Annotated in this window: 21 protein-coding genes; 7 read left to right on the top strand and 14 right to left on the bottom strand. The window is 64.4% G+C overall.

Annotated elements, in window-relative coordinates:
- Positions 1–159: 159 nt before the first annotated feature.
- Together EIP85_RS18455 and EIP85_RS22895 are read right to left on the bottom strand one after the other, a co-directional pair.
- Entirely contained in the window at positions 160–327 is a 168-nt protein-coding gene (locus EIP85_RS18455) for an IS66 family transposase (RefSeq protein ID WP_127903685.1), read from the bottom strand.
- 29 nt (positions 328–356) lie between these two features.
- Positions 357–707 (bottom strand): dihydrodipicolinate synthase family protein, encoded by a 351-nt coding sequence (locus EIP85_RS22895; protein WP_241560091.1) that lies wholly within the window; start codon positions 705–707, stop codon positions 357–359.
- On the opposite strand from EIP85_RS22895, the gene EIP85_RS23305 reads away from it, so the two are divergent.
- Positions 591–1805, top strand: a complete 1215-nt coding sequence (locus EIP85_RS23305) for an extracellular solute-binding protein (RefSeq protein WP_241560090.1) — start codon at positions 591–593, stop codon at positions 1803–1805. The two genes, EIP85_RS22895 and EIP85_RS23305, sit on opposite strands and share 117 nt — an antisense overlap.
- 182 nt (positions 1806–1987) lie before the next feature.
- On the opposite strand, the gene EIP85_RS18445 is transcribed toward EIP85_RS23305, so the two are convergent.
- The 10 genes from EIP85_RS18445 to EIP85_RS18400 all read right to left on the bottom strand — a co-directional run bounded on the left by EIP85_RS18445 (position 1988) and on the right by EIP85_RS18400 (position 8441).
- A complete protein-coding gene (locus EIP85_RS18445; RefSeq protein WP_127903683.1) occupies positions 1988–2551 on the bottom strand; it encodes an alpha/beta fold hydrolase in 564 nt (187 codons plus the stop codon).
- Positions 2552–2634: 83 nt separating this feature from the next.
- The gene (locus EIP85_RS18440; protein ID WP_127903682.1) at positions 2635–3066 is read right to left on the bottom strand and encodes a DoxX family protein; all 432 of its coding nucleotides are present in this window, start codon (positions 3064–3066) and stop codon (positions 2635–2637) included.
- A gap of 50 nt (positions 3067–3116) precedes the next feature.
- Complete coding sequence (locus EIP85_RS18435) at positions 3117–3449, bottom strand: YciI family protein (RefSeq protein ID WP_127903681.1); 333 nt, start codon at positions 3447–3449, stop codon at positions 3117–3119.
- 64 nt (positions 3450–3513) lie between these two features.
- Positions 3514–3957 (bottom strand): SRPBCC family protein, encoded by a 444-nt coding sequence (locus EIP85_RS18430; protein ID WP_127903680.1) that lies wholly within the window; start codon positions 3955–3957, stop codon positions 3514–3516.
- Between the two features lie 33 nt (positions 3958–3990).
- Positions 3991–4353, bottom strand: coding sequence for a hypothetical protein (locus EIP85_RS18425; protein WP_127903679.1), 363 nt, complete (start codon positions 4351–4353; stop codon positions 3991–3993).
- Between the two features lie 22 nt (positions 4354–4375).
- Positions 4376–5047 carry a glutathione S-transferase family protein gene (locus EIP85_RS18420; RefSeq protein WP_127903678.1) on the bottom strand — a complete coding sequence of 224 codons (672 nt, stop codon included), beginning with the start codon at positions 5045–5047 and terminating at the stop codon, positions 4376–4378.
- A 32-nt stretch (positions 5048–5079) separates the two neighbouring features.
- Positions 5080–5427 (bottom strand): YciI family protein, encoded by a 348-nt coding sequence (locus EIP85_RS18415; protein WP_127903677.1) that lies wholly within the window; start codon positions 5425–5427, stop codon positions 5080–5082.
- 38 nt (positions 5428–5465) lie between these two features.
- Positions 5466–5891 (bottom strand): VOC family protein, encoded by a 426-nt coding sequence (locus tag EIP85_RS18410; protein ID WP_127903676.1) that lies wholly within the window; start codon positions 5889–5891, stop codon positions 5466–5468.
- A gap of 125 nt (positions 5892–6016) precedes the next feature.
- Positions 6017–7264, bottom strand: a complete 1248-nt coding sequence (locus tag EIP85_RS18405; RefSeq protein ID WP_127903675.1) for an RNA polymerase sigma factor — start codon at positions 7262–7264, stop codon at positions 6017–6019.
- Positions 7265–7526: 262 nt separating this feature from the next.
- The gene (locus EIP85_RS18400) at positions 7527–8441 is read right to left on the bottom strand and encodes an AraC family transcriptional regulator (protein ID WP_127903674.1); all 915 of its coding nucleotides are present in this window, start codon (positions 8439–8441) and stop codon (positions 7527–7529) included.
- A gap of 99 nt (positions 8442–8540) precedes the next feature.
- On the opposite strand from EIP85_RS18400, the gene EIP85_RS18395 reads away from it, so the two are divergent.
- A complete protein-coding gene (locus tag EIP85_RS18395) occupies positions 8541–9290 on the top strand; it encodes an SDR family oxidoreductase (protein WP_127903673.1) in 750 nt (249 codons plus the stop codon).
- 334 nt (positions 9291–9624) lie between these two features.
- Here the strand turns inward: EIP85_RS18395 and EIP85_RS18390 are convergent, their stop codons facing one another.
- Complete coding sequence (locus tag EIP85_RS18390; RefSeq protein ID WP_164871799.1) at positions 9625–10533, bottom strand: LysR family transcriptional regulator; 909 nt, start codon at positions 10531–10533, stop codon at positions 9625–9627.
- A 98-nt stretch (positions 10534–10631) separates the two neighbouring features.
- On the opposite strand from EIP85_RS18390, the gene EIP85_RS18385 reads away from it, so the two are divergent.
- Both EIP85_RS18385 and EIP85_RS18380 read left to right on the top strand, forming a co-directional pair.
- Entirely contained in the window at positions 10632–11423 is a 792-nt protein-coding gene (locus EIP85_RS18385; protein WP_127903671.1) for a hypothetical protein, read from the top strand.
- A gap of 146 nt (positions 11424–11569) precedes the next feature.
- Entirely contained in the window at positions 11570–12028 is a 459-nt protein-coding gene (locus EIP85_RS18380; protein WP_164871798.1) for a cache domain-containing protein, read from the top strand.
- A gap of 397 nt (positions 12029–12425) precedes the next feature.
- Here EIP85_RS18380 and EIP85_RS18375 read toward each other — a convergent pair whose 3' ends face one another.
- Positions 12426–13331 (bottom strand): LysR family transcriptional regulator, encoded by a 906-nt coding sequence (locus EIP85_RS18375; RefSeq protein WP_127903669.1) that lies wholly within the window; start codon positions 13329–13331, stop codon positions 12426–12428.
- A gap of 125 nt (positions 13332–13456) precedes the next feature.
- Between EIP85_RS18375 and EIP85_RS18370 the strand changes: the two genes are divergently transcribed.
- From EIP85_RS18370 to EIP85_RS18360, 3 genes are read left to right on the top strand one after another with little or no spacing between them, the layout of a single operon-like run.
- The gene (locus tag EIP85_RS18370) at positions 13457–13852 is read left to right on the top strand and encodes a (R)-mandelonitrile lyase (RefSeq protein ID WP_127903668.1); all 396 of its coding nucleotides are present in this window, start codon (positions 13457–13459) and stop codon (positions 13850–13852) included.
- 14 nt (positions 13853–13866) lie between these two features.
- A complete protein-coding gene (locus EIP85_RS18365) occupies positions 13867–14100 on the top strand; it encodes a tautomerase family protein (protein WP_127903667.1) in 234 nt (77 codons plus the stop codon).
- Between the two features lie 25 nt (positions 14101–14125).
- Positions 14126–14872, top strand: a complete 747-nt coding sequence (locus EIP85_RS18360) for an SDR family oxidoreductase (protein ID WP_127903666.1) — start codon at positions 14126–14128, stop codon at positions 14870–14872.
- Positions 14873–14876 lie beyond the last annotated feature (4 nt).

Genomic DNA, 14876 nt, shown 5'->3' with positions numbered 1-14876 from the left:
ATCCGCCCAAACGTTAGAGCGCTCGGCCTTAGCCCTATGCGGCGAGGCTTGACACGCGGCTCAAGTTCCACAACGCGAGATCACCGATGCGGCTGTTGGGATACCTGTCGAGCAAGGCGCGCAGAGCCACTGCGAGACAGCTGACCGGGTCGACATCGCTCATCTCAAAACTGACGACAAGGCTGGCGAGCAGAGCCCAGTTCTCTGCCGCGACCGCGTGTCCGCGAAGAGGGCGCTCTTCCGGGGCGACGCGATCTTACAGATCTGATTTTCGACGGGATTGGTGTCCAATTCCAAACGGCCATCCTCGACGAAGCGGATGGCCATTTGGGGCGCGACCTCGGTAGCCCCCTGGATCAGACCAGTCCGCTCGCGGCGAGGAATTTGCGCAGATTTACCATCTGTCGGTCTGTTAGTGGCCAGGCCGAGGGCGGACGGGTTGCCCCGCAGTCATGGCCAGTTTCCCGCAGCGCCGCTTTCACCCCGGTGACATTAGTGCCGCCGAGCTCTTCGGCTCGGATGTCCTCGAAGGCCTTCATTTCGGCGATGAGGCGATTGGCTTCGGCGAAGTCCCCTACCTCGAGCGCCCCATGGATGGCCACAGAGCGCTCAGGCCAGACGTTGATCAGCCCGGAGGTGAAACCGCGGGCCCGGACGGCATAGAGCGCGGGGGCCCACACCTCTGCCAGGCCACCAACCCAAGTGATGCCGGGCCCGCACGCGGTGATCGCCTCGGCGAGACGCATCGGGTTGTCGCTCGCAGCGCTGCCGGTACTGGGCGCCGTAACGCCGCGGCGGGCCTTCGCTCAGGCACCAAGGTTACCACGGCGGGGGGAATCGAAACCGGCGCCGACGTCGCCGCCGCTGAGAAAGAAGGCGAGGTCGTCTTCTACACCCATGACAGCGGTGCCGCTGCGGCCGCAATCTGCGAGGCCTTCCAAAAGGACTTCCCGAAGATCAAGGCCCGTTATGTCAGCGCCCAGAACGGCAACCTCTATTCCAAGATCCTGGCAGAGCGGCAGGCCGGGCGCCATGAGGCGGATGCAATTCAGTTCTCCGACCTCGGCACGGCGATCGACTTCCAGAAGAAGGGCGGCTACGAGATGTACCGCTCACCGCAGGAAAAATACTACTCCACTGACCACCTTAGCGATCCGCCCGGCTATTTCTTCTGGATCGCCATGGGCTTCTGTGGCCTCGCCTACAACACGGACCGGGTGAAGGCGGCTGACGCGCCGAAGCGCTGGAAGGATGTGCTCGACCCGAAATACAAGGGCATGGTCAGCTGCAAGCAGGCCAATTCCGGGATGCAGTTCACCGAATGGTACGAACTTCGCAAACTCTACGGCGATAGCTTCTGGAAGGCGTTTTCCAAGCAAAAGCCACATGCCGTGAACTCCCGTGTTCAGCTCTTCGACCGCCTCGCCTCGGGCGACGACGGGATCTGCGCGATGGCGGAATGGGCCGGTTACGCTCTCGCCCAGCAAAAGAAGGCGCCGATCAAGTTCGTGGCCCCGCCGGACGGCGTGCCCGCGTCCCCGATGCTGAACGGCATCGTCAGCAAGGCACCCCACCCGCAAGCTGCTCGGCTGTCCCACGACTGGCAGATGTCGATCAAGGGGCAGAAGCTCATCCAGGAGAACCCCTTCCTCTACTACGGCTCTGTTCACAAAGAGGCGCCGCCGATGCCGGGTGGTTACAGGCTGAGTGACTTCAAACTGCTGGTTCCCACCAACATGACCGCTTTCCTGGGAAGCCGGAAGCAGTTCAATTCCGAGTGGAACCAGATGCTCGGCCTTCTCTGAGCCGCATATGCGCCGTCTCCGCTATTGAGATTTTGGTTGTAGGCTGAGTTGGTGCCGGAGGTGCGAGCCGCGGACTGCCTGAGGGCGACAGAGAAGAAATAGACCGAGGGTGGGCTCGCTCCAGAATATTGCAACAAACTGGCCGCGACTGCCCGGTTAGGCGAGAACGTGATCCGACTGACCTACATTCCGGCGTAGGCAGTTGAGCGGATATCTTCGGCAATCTCCTTCAGGCTGTTGTTCAGCTGATGGTCGCGATGTGCAAGTGTACGGACAACAGCTTGCGGGATCGCTTTCGCATAGAGGCGAGCATGTTGGACCGGGACGATTTGATCCTCTATCCCATGATACAGGAAGATGGGGGCATCTTGCGGGAGGAGGCCCCGGAAGTCTGAACGCTCCTTAATGTCGTCGCTGGACCATCCTTCCTTTCCGATGAATGGCGCCGCGATCAGAACGACCGCTGCCGGATTGGTACTCGAGGGCTCATCAGCCAGCGTGTGGAGAAGAACAGTCGCGCCGACGGAGTGGCCCACGAAGATTGTTCCATCCTCCAGCGAGCGGAATTCGCACAATAACGCAGCCTTCCAGACAGAATAGGTGGGACTGCCTTCGTTGGGCATTTGGGGATAGCGGATCACGAAGCCTTCGCCGAGTTCGCGCTCGAGGCTTTCGACAAGCCTGGAATCCCAGCGGTCGTGGACCCCTTCGCCAGCCCCCTGGATGAAGAGAATTTGCACGGGCATCACTCAAGTTTCCTTCTGCGTCGTCGTGACGGGACAGCGGGACGGATTCACTCCTGCCGTCAGGACCGAGAGCGGCAAAGCGGCTACTCGCCTCGTCCGTGCCGGGCTGCCAGCGAAGGCTGGCTCAAGGGCCAGTTGAGGACCAGCACCCTGCCCGGTCCGTGGACGGCGGCGAAGAGCAGGCCAGCAACGAAGGTGAAATGATCGACGAAGAAGCCGAATTCCGTCTGGTTGCCCTGCCACCGGGAGGGCCCGTGGAAGGTGAAGGCCAGGAACAGCACGTACACCACTGCGGCCAGCGCCGCCTCGGAGAAGAAGGCGCCAGTGAGGAATGCAAGTGCCAGCGCAACCTCGAAGAAGGCCGCAAGCCACGCCAGGAAGAGCGGAAGCGGAAATCCCACCGAGGCGATGTAGGCTGACGTAGCCTGCATCCCGGCGAACTTGAAACCCGCGGCCATCAGGAACATCGCCCCGAAGATCAACCGCGCAATCAGGATGGCTATCGCTCTTTTCATCTCGATCAGTCCTTCTGTCCGGACCCCGACGGCAGCCTCATGGCCAGTTCCTATAAAGTCCGTTCCAGCGGCCAGACTTCGACCACCCCATACGCAACTGCACATGGTACTGTTGAGACCATGCCGACCGCCTCGCCCAGGCTCGCCGCTTCGATGATCCCGAACCCCGCCACAGGCAGCGCCGCTGACATGAAGGGCCCGCTCGTGGTCTCGACGCCGCCGGCCTCGGGATTGCGCACCTGCATAGGTGTACCGGCAATGCCAATTACGGCGCCACCAGCGAGCAGCGTTCGGTCCTCGGCATGGGCCGCGTCCCGAAGAGTGGCCGGAGTCCGGTCGTAGCCTTTGCGGTCTCCGTAATCGATGATGACGAATTTCTGCATCAGTTTCCCTCACTCTACCGGCAAACTGGCCCGGTGTCGTCGCCAGACACGGCTCGGGACGGCGCTACTGGTTGATTTCCGGCTCGACGAGGCGTGCGAGGTTCTCCAGCGACTGCTGCCAGCCGAGATAGCAGGCCTCCACGGGGATGGCGTCGGGCACACCGGCCTGGACGATGCGTAGTTCGGTCCCGCAGGAGACCTGCCGGAGCTCGATCGTCACTTCGATTATGCCGGGCATGTTTGGGTCCTCGAAGCGGTCGGTGTAGTGTAGCCGCTCACCTGGAACGAGTTCGACATACTCGCCACCGAAGGCGTGGCTCGCGCCGGTGGTGAAGTTGCGGAAGCTCATCCGGTAGCTTCCGCCCACCTTTGCCTCGTGATGGTGAACGGTGCAGGTGAAGCCGTTGGGGGGCAGCCACTTGGCCAGCGCATCGGCCTCGGTGAAGGCGCGATAGAGCTTTTCCGGGCTGGTGGTCAGCACCCGGTGCAGGCGGACGGTGTTGGGCATCTCTCTCTCCATTTCTTGAGGTAGGCGGCGCAGTCAGGCGCCCGGGATCGGCAGGACCGGCATGATCTCGACCGCCTCGCCGGGGAAGATCGTGAAGTGTGGGTGATTTTCGAACATCTTGGCCGCGGCCTCGTGGCTCTCGGCCCGGACGACCATGAAGGCGCCCATCTCGTTGGCGATGTCGGCGACGCCCTTGGCCGAGGTCCGCTTGGTCTTGCCAAGCGGACCGCCCATGGCGACAGTCGCGCCTTGGTGGCAGCTGGCCCATACCCTCCAGGCGGCCATGCCTTCCTGTTCACGGGCCTTGCGTTCCGCCTCGGGCAAAGCCTCCCAGGCCTGCATCTGCGGGCTGGTCTTCGAACCGAGGAAGACGGCGAGATAGGTATCGTTCGGCATGACAGCTCCTCCGGTCGTGGGGTTATGGGGCGGGTGCCCCGGTTACTTCTGCCGACGCGGTAGCGTTTTTGGCCAGCCGCGCGGCGAAAGCGCGCCCGTAGGCGGAGCGGGCCTCCCCGCGGGCAACATAGGCCGCGAGGTTGGCATATTCGTCGAGGAGACCGGAGGCCCGCAGCCTGAGCAGGACCGAGACCACAATCAGGTCGCCCGCTGTGAAGCCATCGCCGAGCCAGTCGGCATCGCCGAGACGGTACGACAGCTGCTCAAGCCGAACCCGGACCCGGTCCATGACCAGCAGAAGGCGTTCCTCGGCCCAGGAACTGTCGGCCTCAATGATCCTGGCGGTGGTGAGATCGAGGACCGGCGGCTCAATCGTATTGAGCGCGGCGAACACCCAGGCGATCGCACGCGCCTTGGCATTCGCATCTTCCGGCAGCAAGCCGCGATCGCGCCCCGCGATGTGAAGCACGACGGCCCCGGTTTCGAAGAGAATGAGGCCGTCTTCCTCATAGGTCGGAATCTGGCCGAAGGGATGCAGCCCCAGATGCACCGGCTCCTTCATCGCCGCGAACGAGACGACGCGAACCTCATAGGGCAGAGCCACCTCCTCCAGCGCCCAGCGGACCCGCGTGTCGCGCGCCAACCCCCGGCCATCATCGGGGGATCGCTCGAAAGCGGTGATCGTGATTGTCATCGTTATGCTCCCTGATGTGAGCGGGTGCCGGCCTACCCGGCGGCGTCGCTCAGATCGAGCTGGCGCACCGGGCGCACCTCGATGCTCCCGTACTTGGCTGGCGGAATGCCGCCGGCGATCTGGATCGCTTCGTTCAGGTCCTTCGCATCGACAAGGTAGAAGCCGGCGAGCAGCTCCTTGGTCTCAGCGAAGGGGCCGTCGTAGAGCTGCACCTGCCCGTTGCGGACCCGTATGGTGGTCGCCGTATGCACCGGGTGCAGTGGTTCGCCAGCGATCAGTCGATCGTTGTCGATCAGGCCCTGCGCGTAGGCTGCGCAGACCGGATCGGGACAGGCGCTCCAGTTCTCCTGGTCGAGATAGACAAGGCAGAGGTATTTCATCACGCTCTCCTTTTCGCTGGCGCTCCGTCGGCCGGCGGCTACATCGTCACTTCGCCGTTGATGGCCCAGCGCGTGCCGAACCGGTCGGTAAGCATCCCCGCTTTCTTGGCATAGAACATTGGTGCGATCGGCATGATGACCTCGCCGTCCTCGGCTAGCGTTGCGAACACGCGCTCCGCCTCCGCGACGGTCGGGTAGTTCATGGTGATGGTGACACCCTTCATGCCGTCGAACGGCATCTGCACCGGTGTGTCGCCGGCGTAAAGAAGCGAGCCATCATCGAAGGCGATACGGGCGTGCAGGATGCGATGGGCGTGCTCCGGCGGGATTTGCGCCGCCATCGGCGTATCGGCGCCGCTCACCATCATGACGAGTTTGGCGCCGAGGCCGAGGGTGTCGGCATAGAATTGCATCGCCTCGGCGCAGGTGCCGTCGAAGGCTAGGTAGGGAATCGCTTGGGCCACGATCTCGTCTCCTTAAATGGGCTGTTCCCGGTCGTCGGGGTGGCCGTTGCATTGGCCTCCCTGCAGATTGGTCGAACGACTGGCGCGGGATTCGACAGAGGCCGCCACTTTTTTCAGTTTTCTTTCTACCCGCCGATTTCCCGAAGTCTCCGGACTAGGAAACGCCGCTCGGGCTCCTGCTGTGTCAGCTCGAACGCCGTCAAGTAGGCGACCCGCGCCTCGACCGGGCGCTCGAGCCGGCGCAGTAGGTCGGCCTTGACCGCATGGGCCAGATGATAGCGGCCGAGTCCCCCGCCTTCGAGAAGGGGCTCGACGAGCATCAAACCGGCCTCCGGCCCGTCGCGCATGGCAACGGCGACGGCGCGGTTCAGGAGCACGATCGGCGAGGGTTCGAAGCGCAGAAGGGCGTCATAGAGCCCGACGATCTCGGCCCAATCCGTCGCTTCAGGGCTCGATGCCTCGGCGTGGACCGCGGCAATGGCGGCCTGCAGGCTGTAGGCCCCAAACCGGCCCGATCGCAGCGCCTGGCGGACAAGCGCACAGCCTTCGGCAATGGTCGCCCGGTCCCACAGGGCGCGATCCTGCTCGTCCAGCGGAACGAGCTCGCCCTCAGCTGTGGCTCTTGCCGTTCGTCGGGAGTCCTGAAGCAACAGAAGCGCCAGCAGTCCTTGCACCTCTGGTTCTGACAGAAGCTCAAGCAGAAGCCGCGCGAGGCGGATGGCTTCCGAAGACAGGGCCGTCCGGAGTAAGTCTTCGCCCTGCGAGGCCGAATAACCCTCGTTGAAAACCAGGTAGATGACGCGAAGGACGCGGGCCAGCCGCCGCGGCAACTCGTCGGTACCGGGAACCTCGTAGGGGATTCCGGCATCGCGGATCTTCGCCTTTGCCCGGACGATCCTTTGCGCCAGAGTGGTCGGAGTGATGAGGCAGGCACGTGCGATAGCCTCTGTCGACAGCCCGCAGACCTCGCGCAGGGTTAGTGCGATGCAGGCCTCCTCCGACAGGCTCGGGTGGCAGCAGGTGAAGATCAGCCGCAGCTGATCGTCTTCCACGGTCTCGCGTTCGTCCGGCGCCGACGCCCCGTCCGGCATCGCGTCGATCTGCTCCGCCGCATCGCTCCACGGCGTCATGCGGCGCTGCCGACGCAACTGATCAATCACTCGGAAACGTCCCGCGGAAACAAGCCAGGCGACGGGATTCCCCGGCACCCCCGCCTGCGGCCAGCGTTCGGCGGCCGCTACAAAGGCGGTTTGCAGCGCCTCCTCGGCCAGGTCAAAGCTGCCCAGCAGCCGCACCAGGGTCGCAAAAACGCGGCGCCCGTCGCGGCGGTAGATCTCCTGGATCGGAGCGGTGTCGAGCTCTCGCTTGGTCATGACCGGATGTGAGATGAGGTTGCGGCTGCTCGGGCTCTCTTGCAGCGCCAACCTGGGACCCGAACTTGACCCGAGTCAACCCAATCGATCCCAGGTAATCGCCCTCAGGCGACCGCACCGAAAGTCCGGAGTTCGCGCATCGTTGCTGAAGTTCCAAACGGTCGATGCGCGAGTGCCGCGCCGTGAATGCGGGAAACCAGCCGGTCAGCTTGACAGGCACCCGGGCTCGAGCGCGAACGACTGATTTCAGGGCGCGTCAAGGTCAGAGTGCGTTCATAGCCCCTTCCGTCCGCGCATATCGGGCCGGCGGCATCCCGACGTGCCGCGCAAAGGCGGTGCTGAAGGTGCTCGCCGAGCCGTAGCCGACCCGTGCCGCAACATGCTCGAGGGCGAACTCGCGCGTGCGCAAGAGGCGCTTGGCGAGCGCCATGCGCCAGGCCAGCAGATATTCCATCGGCGGCATTCCGACGACCCGGCGGAAGCGGGCGAAGAAGGCCGATCGTGACATCGCGGCTTCCGCTGCGAGATCGGCGACGGTCCAGCCATGGGCGGGCTTGGCGTGTATCGCCCGCAAGGCCGCAACCAGACGATCGTCGGAAAGTCCGCGGGCGACGCTTGGCATCGAGGCCGTATCGGTCCCGCAGCGTAGCGCCTCGATCAGCAGAACCTCCAACAGCCGTTCAAGTACCAGTTCGCGTCCCGGTCGCGATTGGCGCGTCTCGTCGCTCACCAGCTGCATCAGCGTCGCAAGCCGCGGCTCACCGCGCGCCACCACCATCGCAGGCAGAAGCGAGACGAGGAGCGCCGCATCGGGCGACGCGAAACTGCACAGCCCGACCTGCATCCTGAGATTGACCGGCTCGCTCGGCGGGCCGACCCGGAAGCGCCCTTCGCCAAGCTCGACTGGTCGCATGGCGATCCCGTGAGGCGGTGCTTCGAGGCTCTCGATGACCTGATCGTCGGTCGAGGGCGACAGCAGGAAGTCGCCGGCACGCACCACGAGCGGTGACTCGCCCGCGCGGATCACGCGGCACTCGCCTTCCAGGACCGCGAAATAGACCGGCTTGCCTTCGATATCGCGCTGGATACGCCAGCGCCCGGCATATTCGACCAGCTTGGAGAAGCTGGCCGACGGCTGGAGCAGGGTCACGATCTCGGCGAGCGGATCTACGGGCATGTCAGGACTATCGCAAATTTATCCGGGACTTTCACCCATAGAAGATCTGGCCCGACATGGCCATTTCCCGATCACCTTCATGAACTTCGGAGACATACCATGCCCGGCATCCTCATTACCGGCTGTTCCTCGGGCTTCGGCCTCGAAACTGCGAAACTCTTCCTCGAGCGGGACTGGAAGGTGATCGCCACCATGCGCAATCCCACTCCCGGGATCCTGCCGGCGTCCGACAATCTCGTTCTCCTGCCCCTCGATGTCACCGATCCCGCGAGCGTCGCCGCAGCCATCGAAAAGGCCGGCGATATCGACGTGCTGGTCAACAATGCCGGGTTCGGCGCGGGGGTGCCAATCGAGTTGATCGAACCGGAGACGGCACGACAGTTGTTCGAGACAAATACCCTGGGCACACTGGCGATGCTGCAGGCCGTCCTGCCGAGGTTCCGCGGGCGCCGGTCGGGCGTGATCGTCAATGTCACCTCCACGGTGACGCTCAAACCCCTGCCGTTGGTCAGCGTCTACCGCGCGAGCAAGGCGGCGGTGAACGCACTCACCGAGAGCCTGGCGGTCGAGATGGAGCCGTTCGGCGTGCGGGTGCATATCGTCCTTCCCGGCCGCGCACCCGAAACCCGGTTTGGGGAGAATGCGATGCCGCATCTCCGTGGGCTCGACAACCCCGATTACAAACCGCTGATCGAAGGAATGATCGCCCGTTTCCAGGAGGATAGCGGACCCGTCACGCATGCCGGTGATGTGGCGGAGGCCATCTGGCAGGCGGCCACCGATACGAGCGCGCCACTCAGAATTCCGGCGGGCGCGGATGCAGTGCAATGGATGACCGAGGCGGCCTGATCGTCGACCACCGCCCACATTGGCATGGGGCGGCCTAGCCCCCCACGCAGAACCTCCGCACCGGCCGCCGCGAGGGTTTGTACTCTCTCGCCGTGCTCGAAGCCTGCACAGTCGATGGCTCTGGGGCAGATCTCTAACTTGGGAGAGCAGTCGGGCGACTTACAGGAACGACAATCCCGGCCTCCAACGGCCGGGATTGGGGCGCGTTGCTGCCCGGACGCGCGCGGGAGAAAGTCAATACTCAAAGTATCGGACGGCCCCATTTACTCGGCGATTTAAGGGCCGCCACGCACGACGGGACAACGCCCTGCACATGCCTGCCTGAAACGGCGTTTCAGGCGACCTCGGCCGCGGCTGCACGGACTTCGCCGCGCAGCCAGCGGTGTACGGGATTGCGATCCTGGCGCCGGCGCCAGGCCTGGACAATGTGATGCGGCGGCACCGGAAACGGCAGCTCATAGGTTCTGAGCCCGTCGCTCTTGCCCAGTTGCTCGGCGATGCGCCGGGGCGTTGTCGTAATCAGGTTGGTGCCGACCACGACCGGTGGTATCGCCAGGAAGTGCGGCAGCGTATGTTGCACGGTGCGGCTGCGCCCAAGTTCCGAAAGGATCTCGTCCACCCAATTCCGTACACTACCATCCGGCGCCATTATGACGTGCGGGCAGGCGGTATAGGCATCAAGCGTGAGCCGCTCACCGATCATCGGGTTGTCGACAGCGGCCACGGCAAGCGCCGTTTCCTCGAACAGGATCTCCTGGCTGATCCAGCTGGGCAGGCCGCCGGTGACGGTGATGGAAAGGTCGATCGTCCCGTCCCGCAGGTCCTCGAACTGGGTGCGGTGTGCGTAGTGCCGGGTCTTGAGGCGGACCGCCGGGGCCACCACCGCAATCCGGTGGATCAGTCTCGGCAGCAGAATATGGGCCCCATAGTCATTCATACCGAGGACGAATGTCCGGTCCAGCGTCCGCGGGTCCACCCGGGCGGGGACCTCCACACTCTCCTGCAACAGGCGCAGGCCCGGCCGAACCCGGCCATAGACGTCCTCCGCGACCGCCGTCGGCACCATGCCGCCCTGACGCCGGACGAACAGCTCATCGTCGAAAAGATCGCGAAGCCGGCCAAGGGCGTGGCTCAGTCCGGGTTGGGTGATGCCGAGCCGCTCCGCCGCCGAAGTGACCTGGCGTTCCTCGTAGATCGCCACCAGCGCCTTGATCAGATTGAGGTCGATGTGCTCAATATTCATCTCTGCATAGTCTATATATTTTTTATTCATTGGCCAATTCAAAGCAAAAGACCGACCCTTCTCGCCAGGCTGGCCAGAGGAGGGGAGAAATGGGCCAATTGACGAACATCCTGGGCCCAGCGCTCGTCCTGTTGTCGTCTGCCGCCAGCGCCCGCGCAGCGCCTCAGATACTCGGCGTCGTCGCCACCGCGGAGCCGCTGAACCTGCAGTGCAGCGACAACCGCTGCGAGGTGGAGGTTCCGACCCTGTGCCTTGAGGCGAAGCGGGAAACGCCGCTCGCCGGACGGGTCTACAAACCGATGGATTCAAAAGTATTTTCCGTCGTCGCCCGAAACAGCGCAGGAAAGATGGTTCATGTGCCGTTGCCGGAGGCCACGTTTCGCGTCGCCCGTGGGTACACGGCAAGCCGGGTGGTGCTTGCGACCTCCGGGCTTCGGGCGCGAGGCCTGATGCCCGTCGCGCTCAGCGTGACCGCGGGGACGATCCTGCTTCCCGCGCCGATCAAGGGCGATACGAACCCGATCACCCAGGCCGAGATCAGTCGTGTGAAGGACACACTCTGGCCGCTGGCCGAGCGTGTCTTCCAGAAACGCCGGCAGAAGGTCGAGACGGTCGGGATGGTCAACCGCCTGTTGAACCAGGCGCCGGTTGCGGGCCCGATGACGGCCTCGCAGCGTAAGGATTTGTGGTCAACCACCTTCGGCACCTCGCCGATGGCGGCCACGGGGGGCGCAACGGGCCAGGCGGTCGCGGCTCTCGGAACCTGCCAGCGCATCGTTGCGAAGGGGTTGATCTTCACCCTGCGCGAATGCCTCGCAACCCGCGTCGACTCCCTGCTGACGGATATCGACGTCGCGTACTGGCGGGAAGCAAGCCACGGCGGGACATGACCGCCACTTCAAGGATCCGGGGCGGGGTGGTGGCCCGGTTCCGTAGGGCAACCGGCACGACCTCGTCCCGCGGCGGCAGCGCGGTCAAACGGGACGCCGAACGCGTCTGCAGGGCCGCAAGCCGGGTGACGATTTCGAGGCGGGGGGTGTGCCTTGCCGTCGTCTTCGCCGGTCCCGTCCTCCTTGCCCCGCGTGGCGCCCTTGCCGGCAATGCCGACCGCGCTGCCGTCGTCGAGATGGTGGACGCGGCCGTGGCCGCCATCGACAGATATGGCGTCCCGCGCGCGGTCCGGAAAACGGCGCCTAGAACGTGGTATCGCAGCCGGAGCGGCCTTTACATCTTCGTCCTTGGCCGGGATGGCACCCTTTTGCTGCATCCGGACGAGGGGATGGAAGGCCGCAATGTGGCCGCGACCCTCGACGCGAAGGGAAAGCCCTTCATCCGGGACATCATCGCCGAAACACTCGCAGCCCCGCATGAGGGAGCTTGGACCGAATACATCTGGCTTGATCCGCGGACGGGCACGTCCGGCACGAAACACACCTACTCGCGCCTCGCCGCCGGCGTCGTCGTCGCCGCAGGCTACATCTCCGACCACGGTTGAGCGCCGCGATGTCCCCGAAAATGCGGTACCCAGCATGCTCGGCAGCGATCTGCCCATATCCGGCGAAACCCGGTTAGTCTGGACCCCATGCTACGTGCAGCAAACATGCCAAAGCTGCCAATCCGTGCGGGATGTCCAACTCCGACCGTGAACGATCGGCTTGGGGTTCAGAACCGACCTTCGCCGGGCCTGGTTCGAACGTTAGCGATGCGCAGAAAGCGACCCTTACAAAGCCTTGGTCGTTGCTTCGAGCGGAAGCACGCGGCCGGCCCTTACCGGACGTTCCGAACCGCGGTTACCGAACACCTATTGCGGACTTTCGTGCCTGCCGCACAACTTGCCCCCTTCCGCATCAGGCGAATACCCGCATGTGCGATCCTCAACACTCCACATCGAGCTACCTCGCTTCCAGCCCCCGATACCGTAGCGCCTCGACAAGCCGGGAGAAGGCCGGCGATGCCTGTCGGCGGCTCGGATAATAGAGGTGGTAGCCCGAGAACGGCTCGCACCAATCTTCTAGCACGCGTTGAAGGCGGCCTTCCTCCAGGTGCTCCAGCACTTCCAGCTCTGGAAGATAGGCGAGCCCGGCACCGGCAAGGGCTGCCTTCAGGATCATCGCGACGCTGTTGAAGATGGCCTGCCCCTCGACCCGCACGCGCAGCTCGCGGCCCGCCTTTTCGAACTCCCATGCGTAAAGGCCGCCATGCGTCGGCAAGCGGAGATTGATGCAGAGGTGCTCGGTGAGGTCCTGCGGCACCTGCGGTCTCGGTCTCCCCTCGAAATAGGTCGGCGCGCCGACGACGGCCATCCGCATCTGCGGTGCGATCGGCACGGCAATCATGTCCTGATCGATGATCTCGACGTTGCGGACCCCGGCGTCATAGCGCTCGGCCACGATGTCGGTCAGGCCGAAGTCAATAACCACCTCGACCTTGATATCGGGATAGTCCGGAAGGAACCGCTCCAGAAGAGGCCAGAGAACCCGGTTCGCAGCGTGTTCGTCGGCGGTGATGCGGACCGTTCCCGCGGGCCTTTCCCGCAGCTCCGTCAAGGCGGCCAGCTCGGCGTCGATCGCCTCGAGCCTCGGCGCAAGGGTCCGCGCGAGCCGTTCGCCCGCCTCGGTCGGGGCCACGCTGCGCGTGGTCCTTGCCAGCAGCCGAAACCCCAGCCGGGTCTCGAGATTGCGCACCGTCTGGCTCAGCGCCGATTGCGAGACGCCGAGTTTCGCCGCGGCCCTGGTGAAGCTGCGCTCCTGGGCGACGGTGAGGAAGGCGGCGAGATCATTCAGGTTTTCTTGCGCCATTCAGAAGTCATACTAATAAACCCTTTCAGATTATATGGGCTAATCGTGACCCGACGGAAGGACCAAATAAAGCTGCGTGGGGCGCTTGATGCGTCCGGAGACATCGACAGCTCAAGGAGGTCCCAATGGACATCAATCGCAGCGGCTCCAAGCCTTCCGTCAAGGGCCCCGAGGCCTGGTTCACCGGCTCGGTCCGCATCGACCCTCTGATGAACCCGCCGGAGCCGGCGCGCGTGGCCAGCGCCAGCGTCACATTCGAGCCGGGCGCCCGCACCGCCTGGCATACGCATCCGCTGGGCCAGACGCTGATCGTCACCGCCGGGCTGGGCTGGGTGCAGCGCGAGGGCGGCGCGATCGAGGAGATCCGTCCCGGCGACGTTGTTTGGTTCGAGCCCGGCGAGAAGCACTGGCACGGCGCGACCGCGTCGACGGGCATGACCCATATCGCCATCCAGGAGGCACTCAACGGTTCGCCCGTCGACTGGATGGAGCAAGTGACCGACGCGCAATACGGCGCCTGAAAGAGGATCGACCGATGCCGCATGTCATCGTCAAACTGTGGCCCGGCAAGACGGAGGCGCAGAAGACCCGGCTTGCCGAGGAAATCACCCAAAGCGTCATGACCATCCTCGGCTACGGCGCTGACCCGGTGTCGGTCTCCTTCGAGGAGGTCGCGCCGGAGGACTGGACCGCGAAGGTCTACGAGCCGGACATCCGGGCCAAGCAGGAGATGCTCTACAAGAAGCCGGGGTACGGGTCGCTGGCCTGACGCCCCGCGAACACGGAGATACTCGATGGACAACAAGATCAAGGACAAGGTCGTTGTCATCACGGGCGCCAGCAGCGGCATGGGAGAGGCGACGGCTCGCGGCCTCGCCGCCCGCGGGGCAAAGGTTGCCCTTGGCGCACGCCGCCGCGACCGGCTCGACGCCCTTGTGGGGGAGATCAGGGCCTCCGGCGGCGAAGCCGTCGCCGTGACCACCGATGTCACCAGTCTGGATGACGTGCAGAAGCTCGTCGACACCGCGAGGGAGACCTTCGGCCGCGTCGACGTGATCTTCAACAACGCCGGCCTCATGCCACTTTCGCCACTGGAGAGCCTCCGCATCGACGAGTGGAACCAGATGATCGACGTGAACCTGAAGGGCACCCTCTACGGCATCGCTGCCGCGCTGCCAGTGTTCAAGGCGCAAAAATCCGGCCATGTGATCAACGTCTCGTCGGTCTATGGGCACGTGTCCGTGGCCAACGGCGCAGTCTACTGTGCGACCAAGCACGCCGTGCGCTCGCTGTCTGAAGCGTTCCGGCAGGAGGTGCAGCAGGACAACATCCGGGTCACCGTCATCTCGCCGGGCGCGGTCGATACCGAGCTGGCAGGCCACATCTCCGAGCCCGGCCTCGGCGATCAGGTCCGTGGCGTGGTCAGCCAGATCGGTCTGCCTGCCGCCACGATGGCCGACATGGTCGCCTTCGTGATCTCGCAACCCGACAACGTGGATGTGAACGAGATCCTGTTCCGTCCGACCGTGCGGCCTGCGTGAAAAT

The sequence above is a fragment of the Solirhodobacter olei genome (genome assembly GCF_004010155.1).
GTDB lineage: Bacteria > Pseudomonadota > Alphaproteobacteria > Rhodobacterales > Rhodobacteraceae > Solirhodobacter > Solirhodobacter olei.
Note: the sequence above shows the minus strand (reverse complement) of the source record. Positions and strands in the feature narration are given on the sequence as shown.

Bases quoted from the DNA above. Each gene is read 5' to 3' on its own strand.
- EIP85_RS18455 (WP_127903685.1), bottom strand. From the start codon at position 327: ATGGCCATCCGCTTCGTCGAGGATGGCCGTTTGGAATTGGACACCAAT.
- EIP85_RS23305 (WP_241560090.1), top strand. From the start codon at position 591: ATGGATGGCCACAGAGCGCTCAGGCCAGACGTTGATCAGCCCGGAGGT.
- EIP85_RS18445 (WP_127903683.1), bottom strand. From the start codon at position 2,551: ATGCCCGTGCAAATTCTCTTCATCCAGGGGGCTGGCGAAGGGGTCCAC.
- EIP85_RS18440 (WP_127903682.1), bottom strand. From the start codon at position 3,066: ATGAAAAGAGCGATAGCCATCCTGATTGCGCGGTTGATCTTCGGGGCG.
- EIP85_RS18435 (WP_127903681.1), bottom strand. From the start codon at position 3,449: ATGCAGAAATTCGTCATCATCGATTACGGAGACCGCAAAGGCTACGAC.
- EIP85_RS18430 (WP_127903680.1), bottom strand. From the start codon at position 3,957: ATGCCCAACACCGTCCGCCTGCACCGGGTGCTGACCACCAGCCCGGAA.
- EIP85_RS18425 (WP_127903679.1), bottom strand. From the start codon at position 4,353: ATGCCGAACGATACCTATCTCGCCGTCTTCCTCGGTTCGAAGACCAGC.
- EIP85_RS18420 (WP_127903678.1), bottom strand. From the start codon at position 5,047: ATGACAATCACGATCACCGCTTTCGAGCGATCCCCCGATGATGGCCGG.
- EIP85_RS18415 (WP_127903677.1), bottom strand. From the start codon at position 5,427: ATGAAATACCTCTGCCTTGTCTATCTCGACCAGGAGAACTGGAGCGCC.
- EIP85_RS18405 (WP_127903675.1), bottom strand. From the start codon at position 7,264: ATGACCAAGCGAGAGCTCGACACCGCTCCGATCCAGGAGATCTACCGC.
- EIP85_RS18400 (WP_127903674.1), bottom strand. From the start codon at position 8,441: ATGCCCGTAGATCCGCTCGCCGAGATCGTGACCCTGCTCCAGCCGTCG.
- EIP85_RS18395 (WP_127903673.1), top strand. From the start codon at position 8,541: ATGCCCGGCATCCTCATTACCGGCTGTTCCTCGGGCTTCGGCCTCGAA.
- EIP85_RS18390 (WP_164871799.1), bottom strand. From the start codon at position 10,533: ATGAATATTGAGCACATCGACCTCAATCTGATCAAGGCGCTGGTGGCG.
- EIP85_RS18375 (WP_127903669.1), bottom strand. From the start codon at position 13,331: ATGGCGCAAGAAAACCTGAATGATCTCGCCGCCTTCCTCACCGTCGCC.
- EIP85_RS18370 (WP_127903668.1), top strand. From the start codon at position 13,457: ATGGACATCAATCGCAGCGGCTCCAAGCCTTCCGTCAAGGGCCCCGAG.
- EIP85_RS18365 (WP_127903667.1), top strand. From the start codon at position 13,867: ATGCCGCATGTCATCGTCAAACTGTGGCCCGGCAAGACGGAGGCGCAG.
- EIP85_RS18360 (WP_127903666.1), top strand. From the start codon at position 14,126: ATGGACAACAAGATCAAGGACAAGGTCGTTGTCATCACGGGCGCCAGC.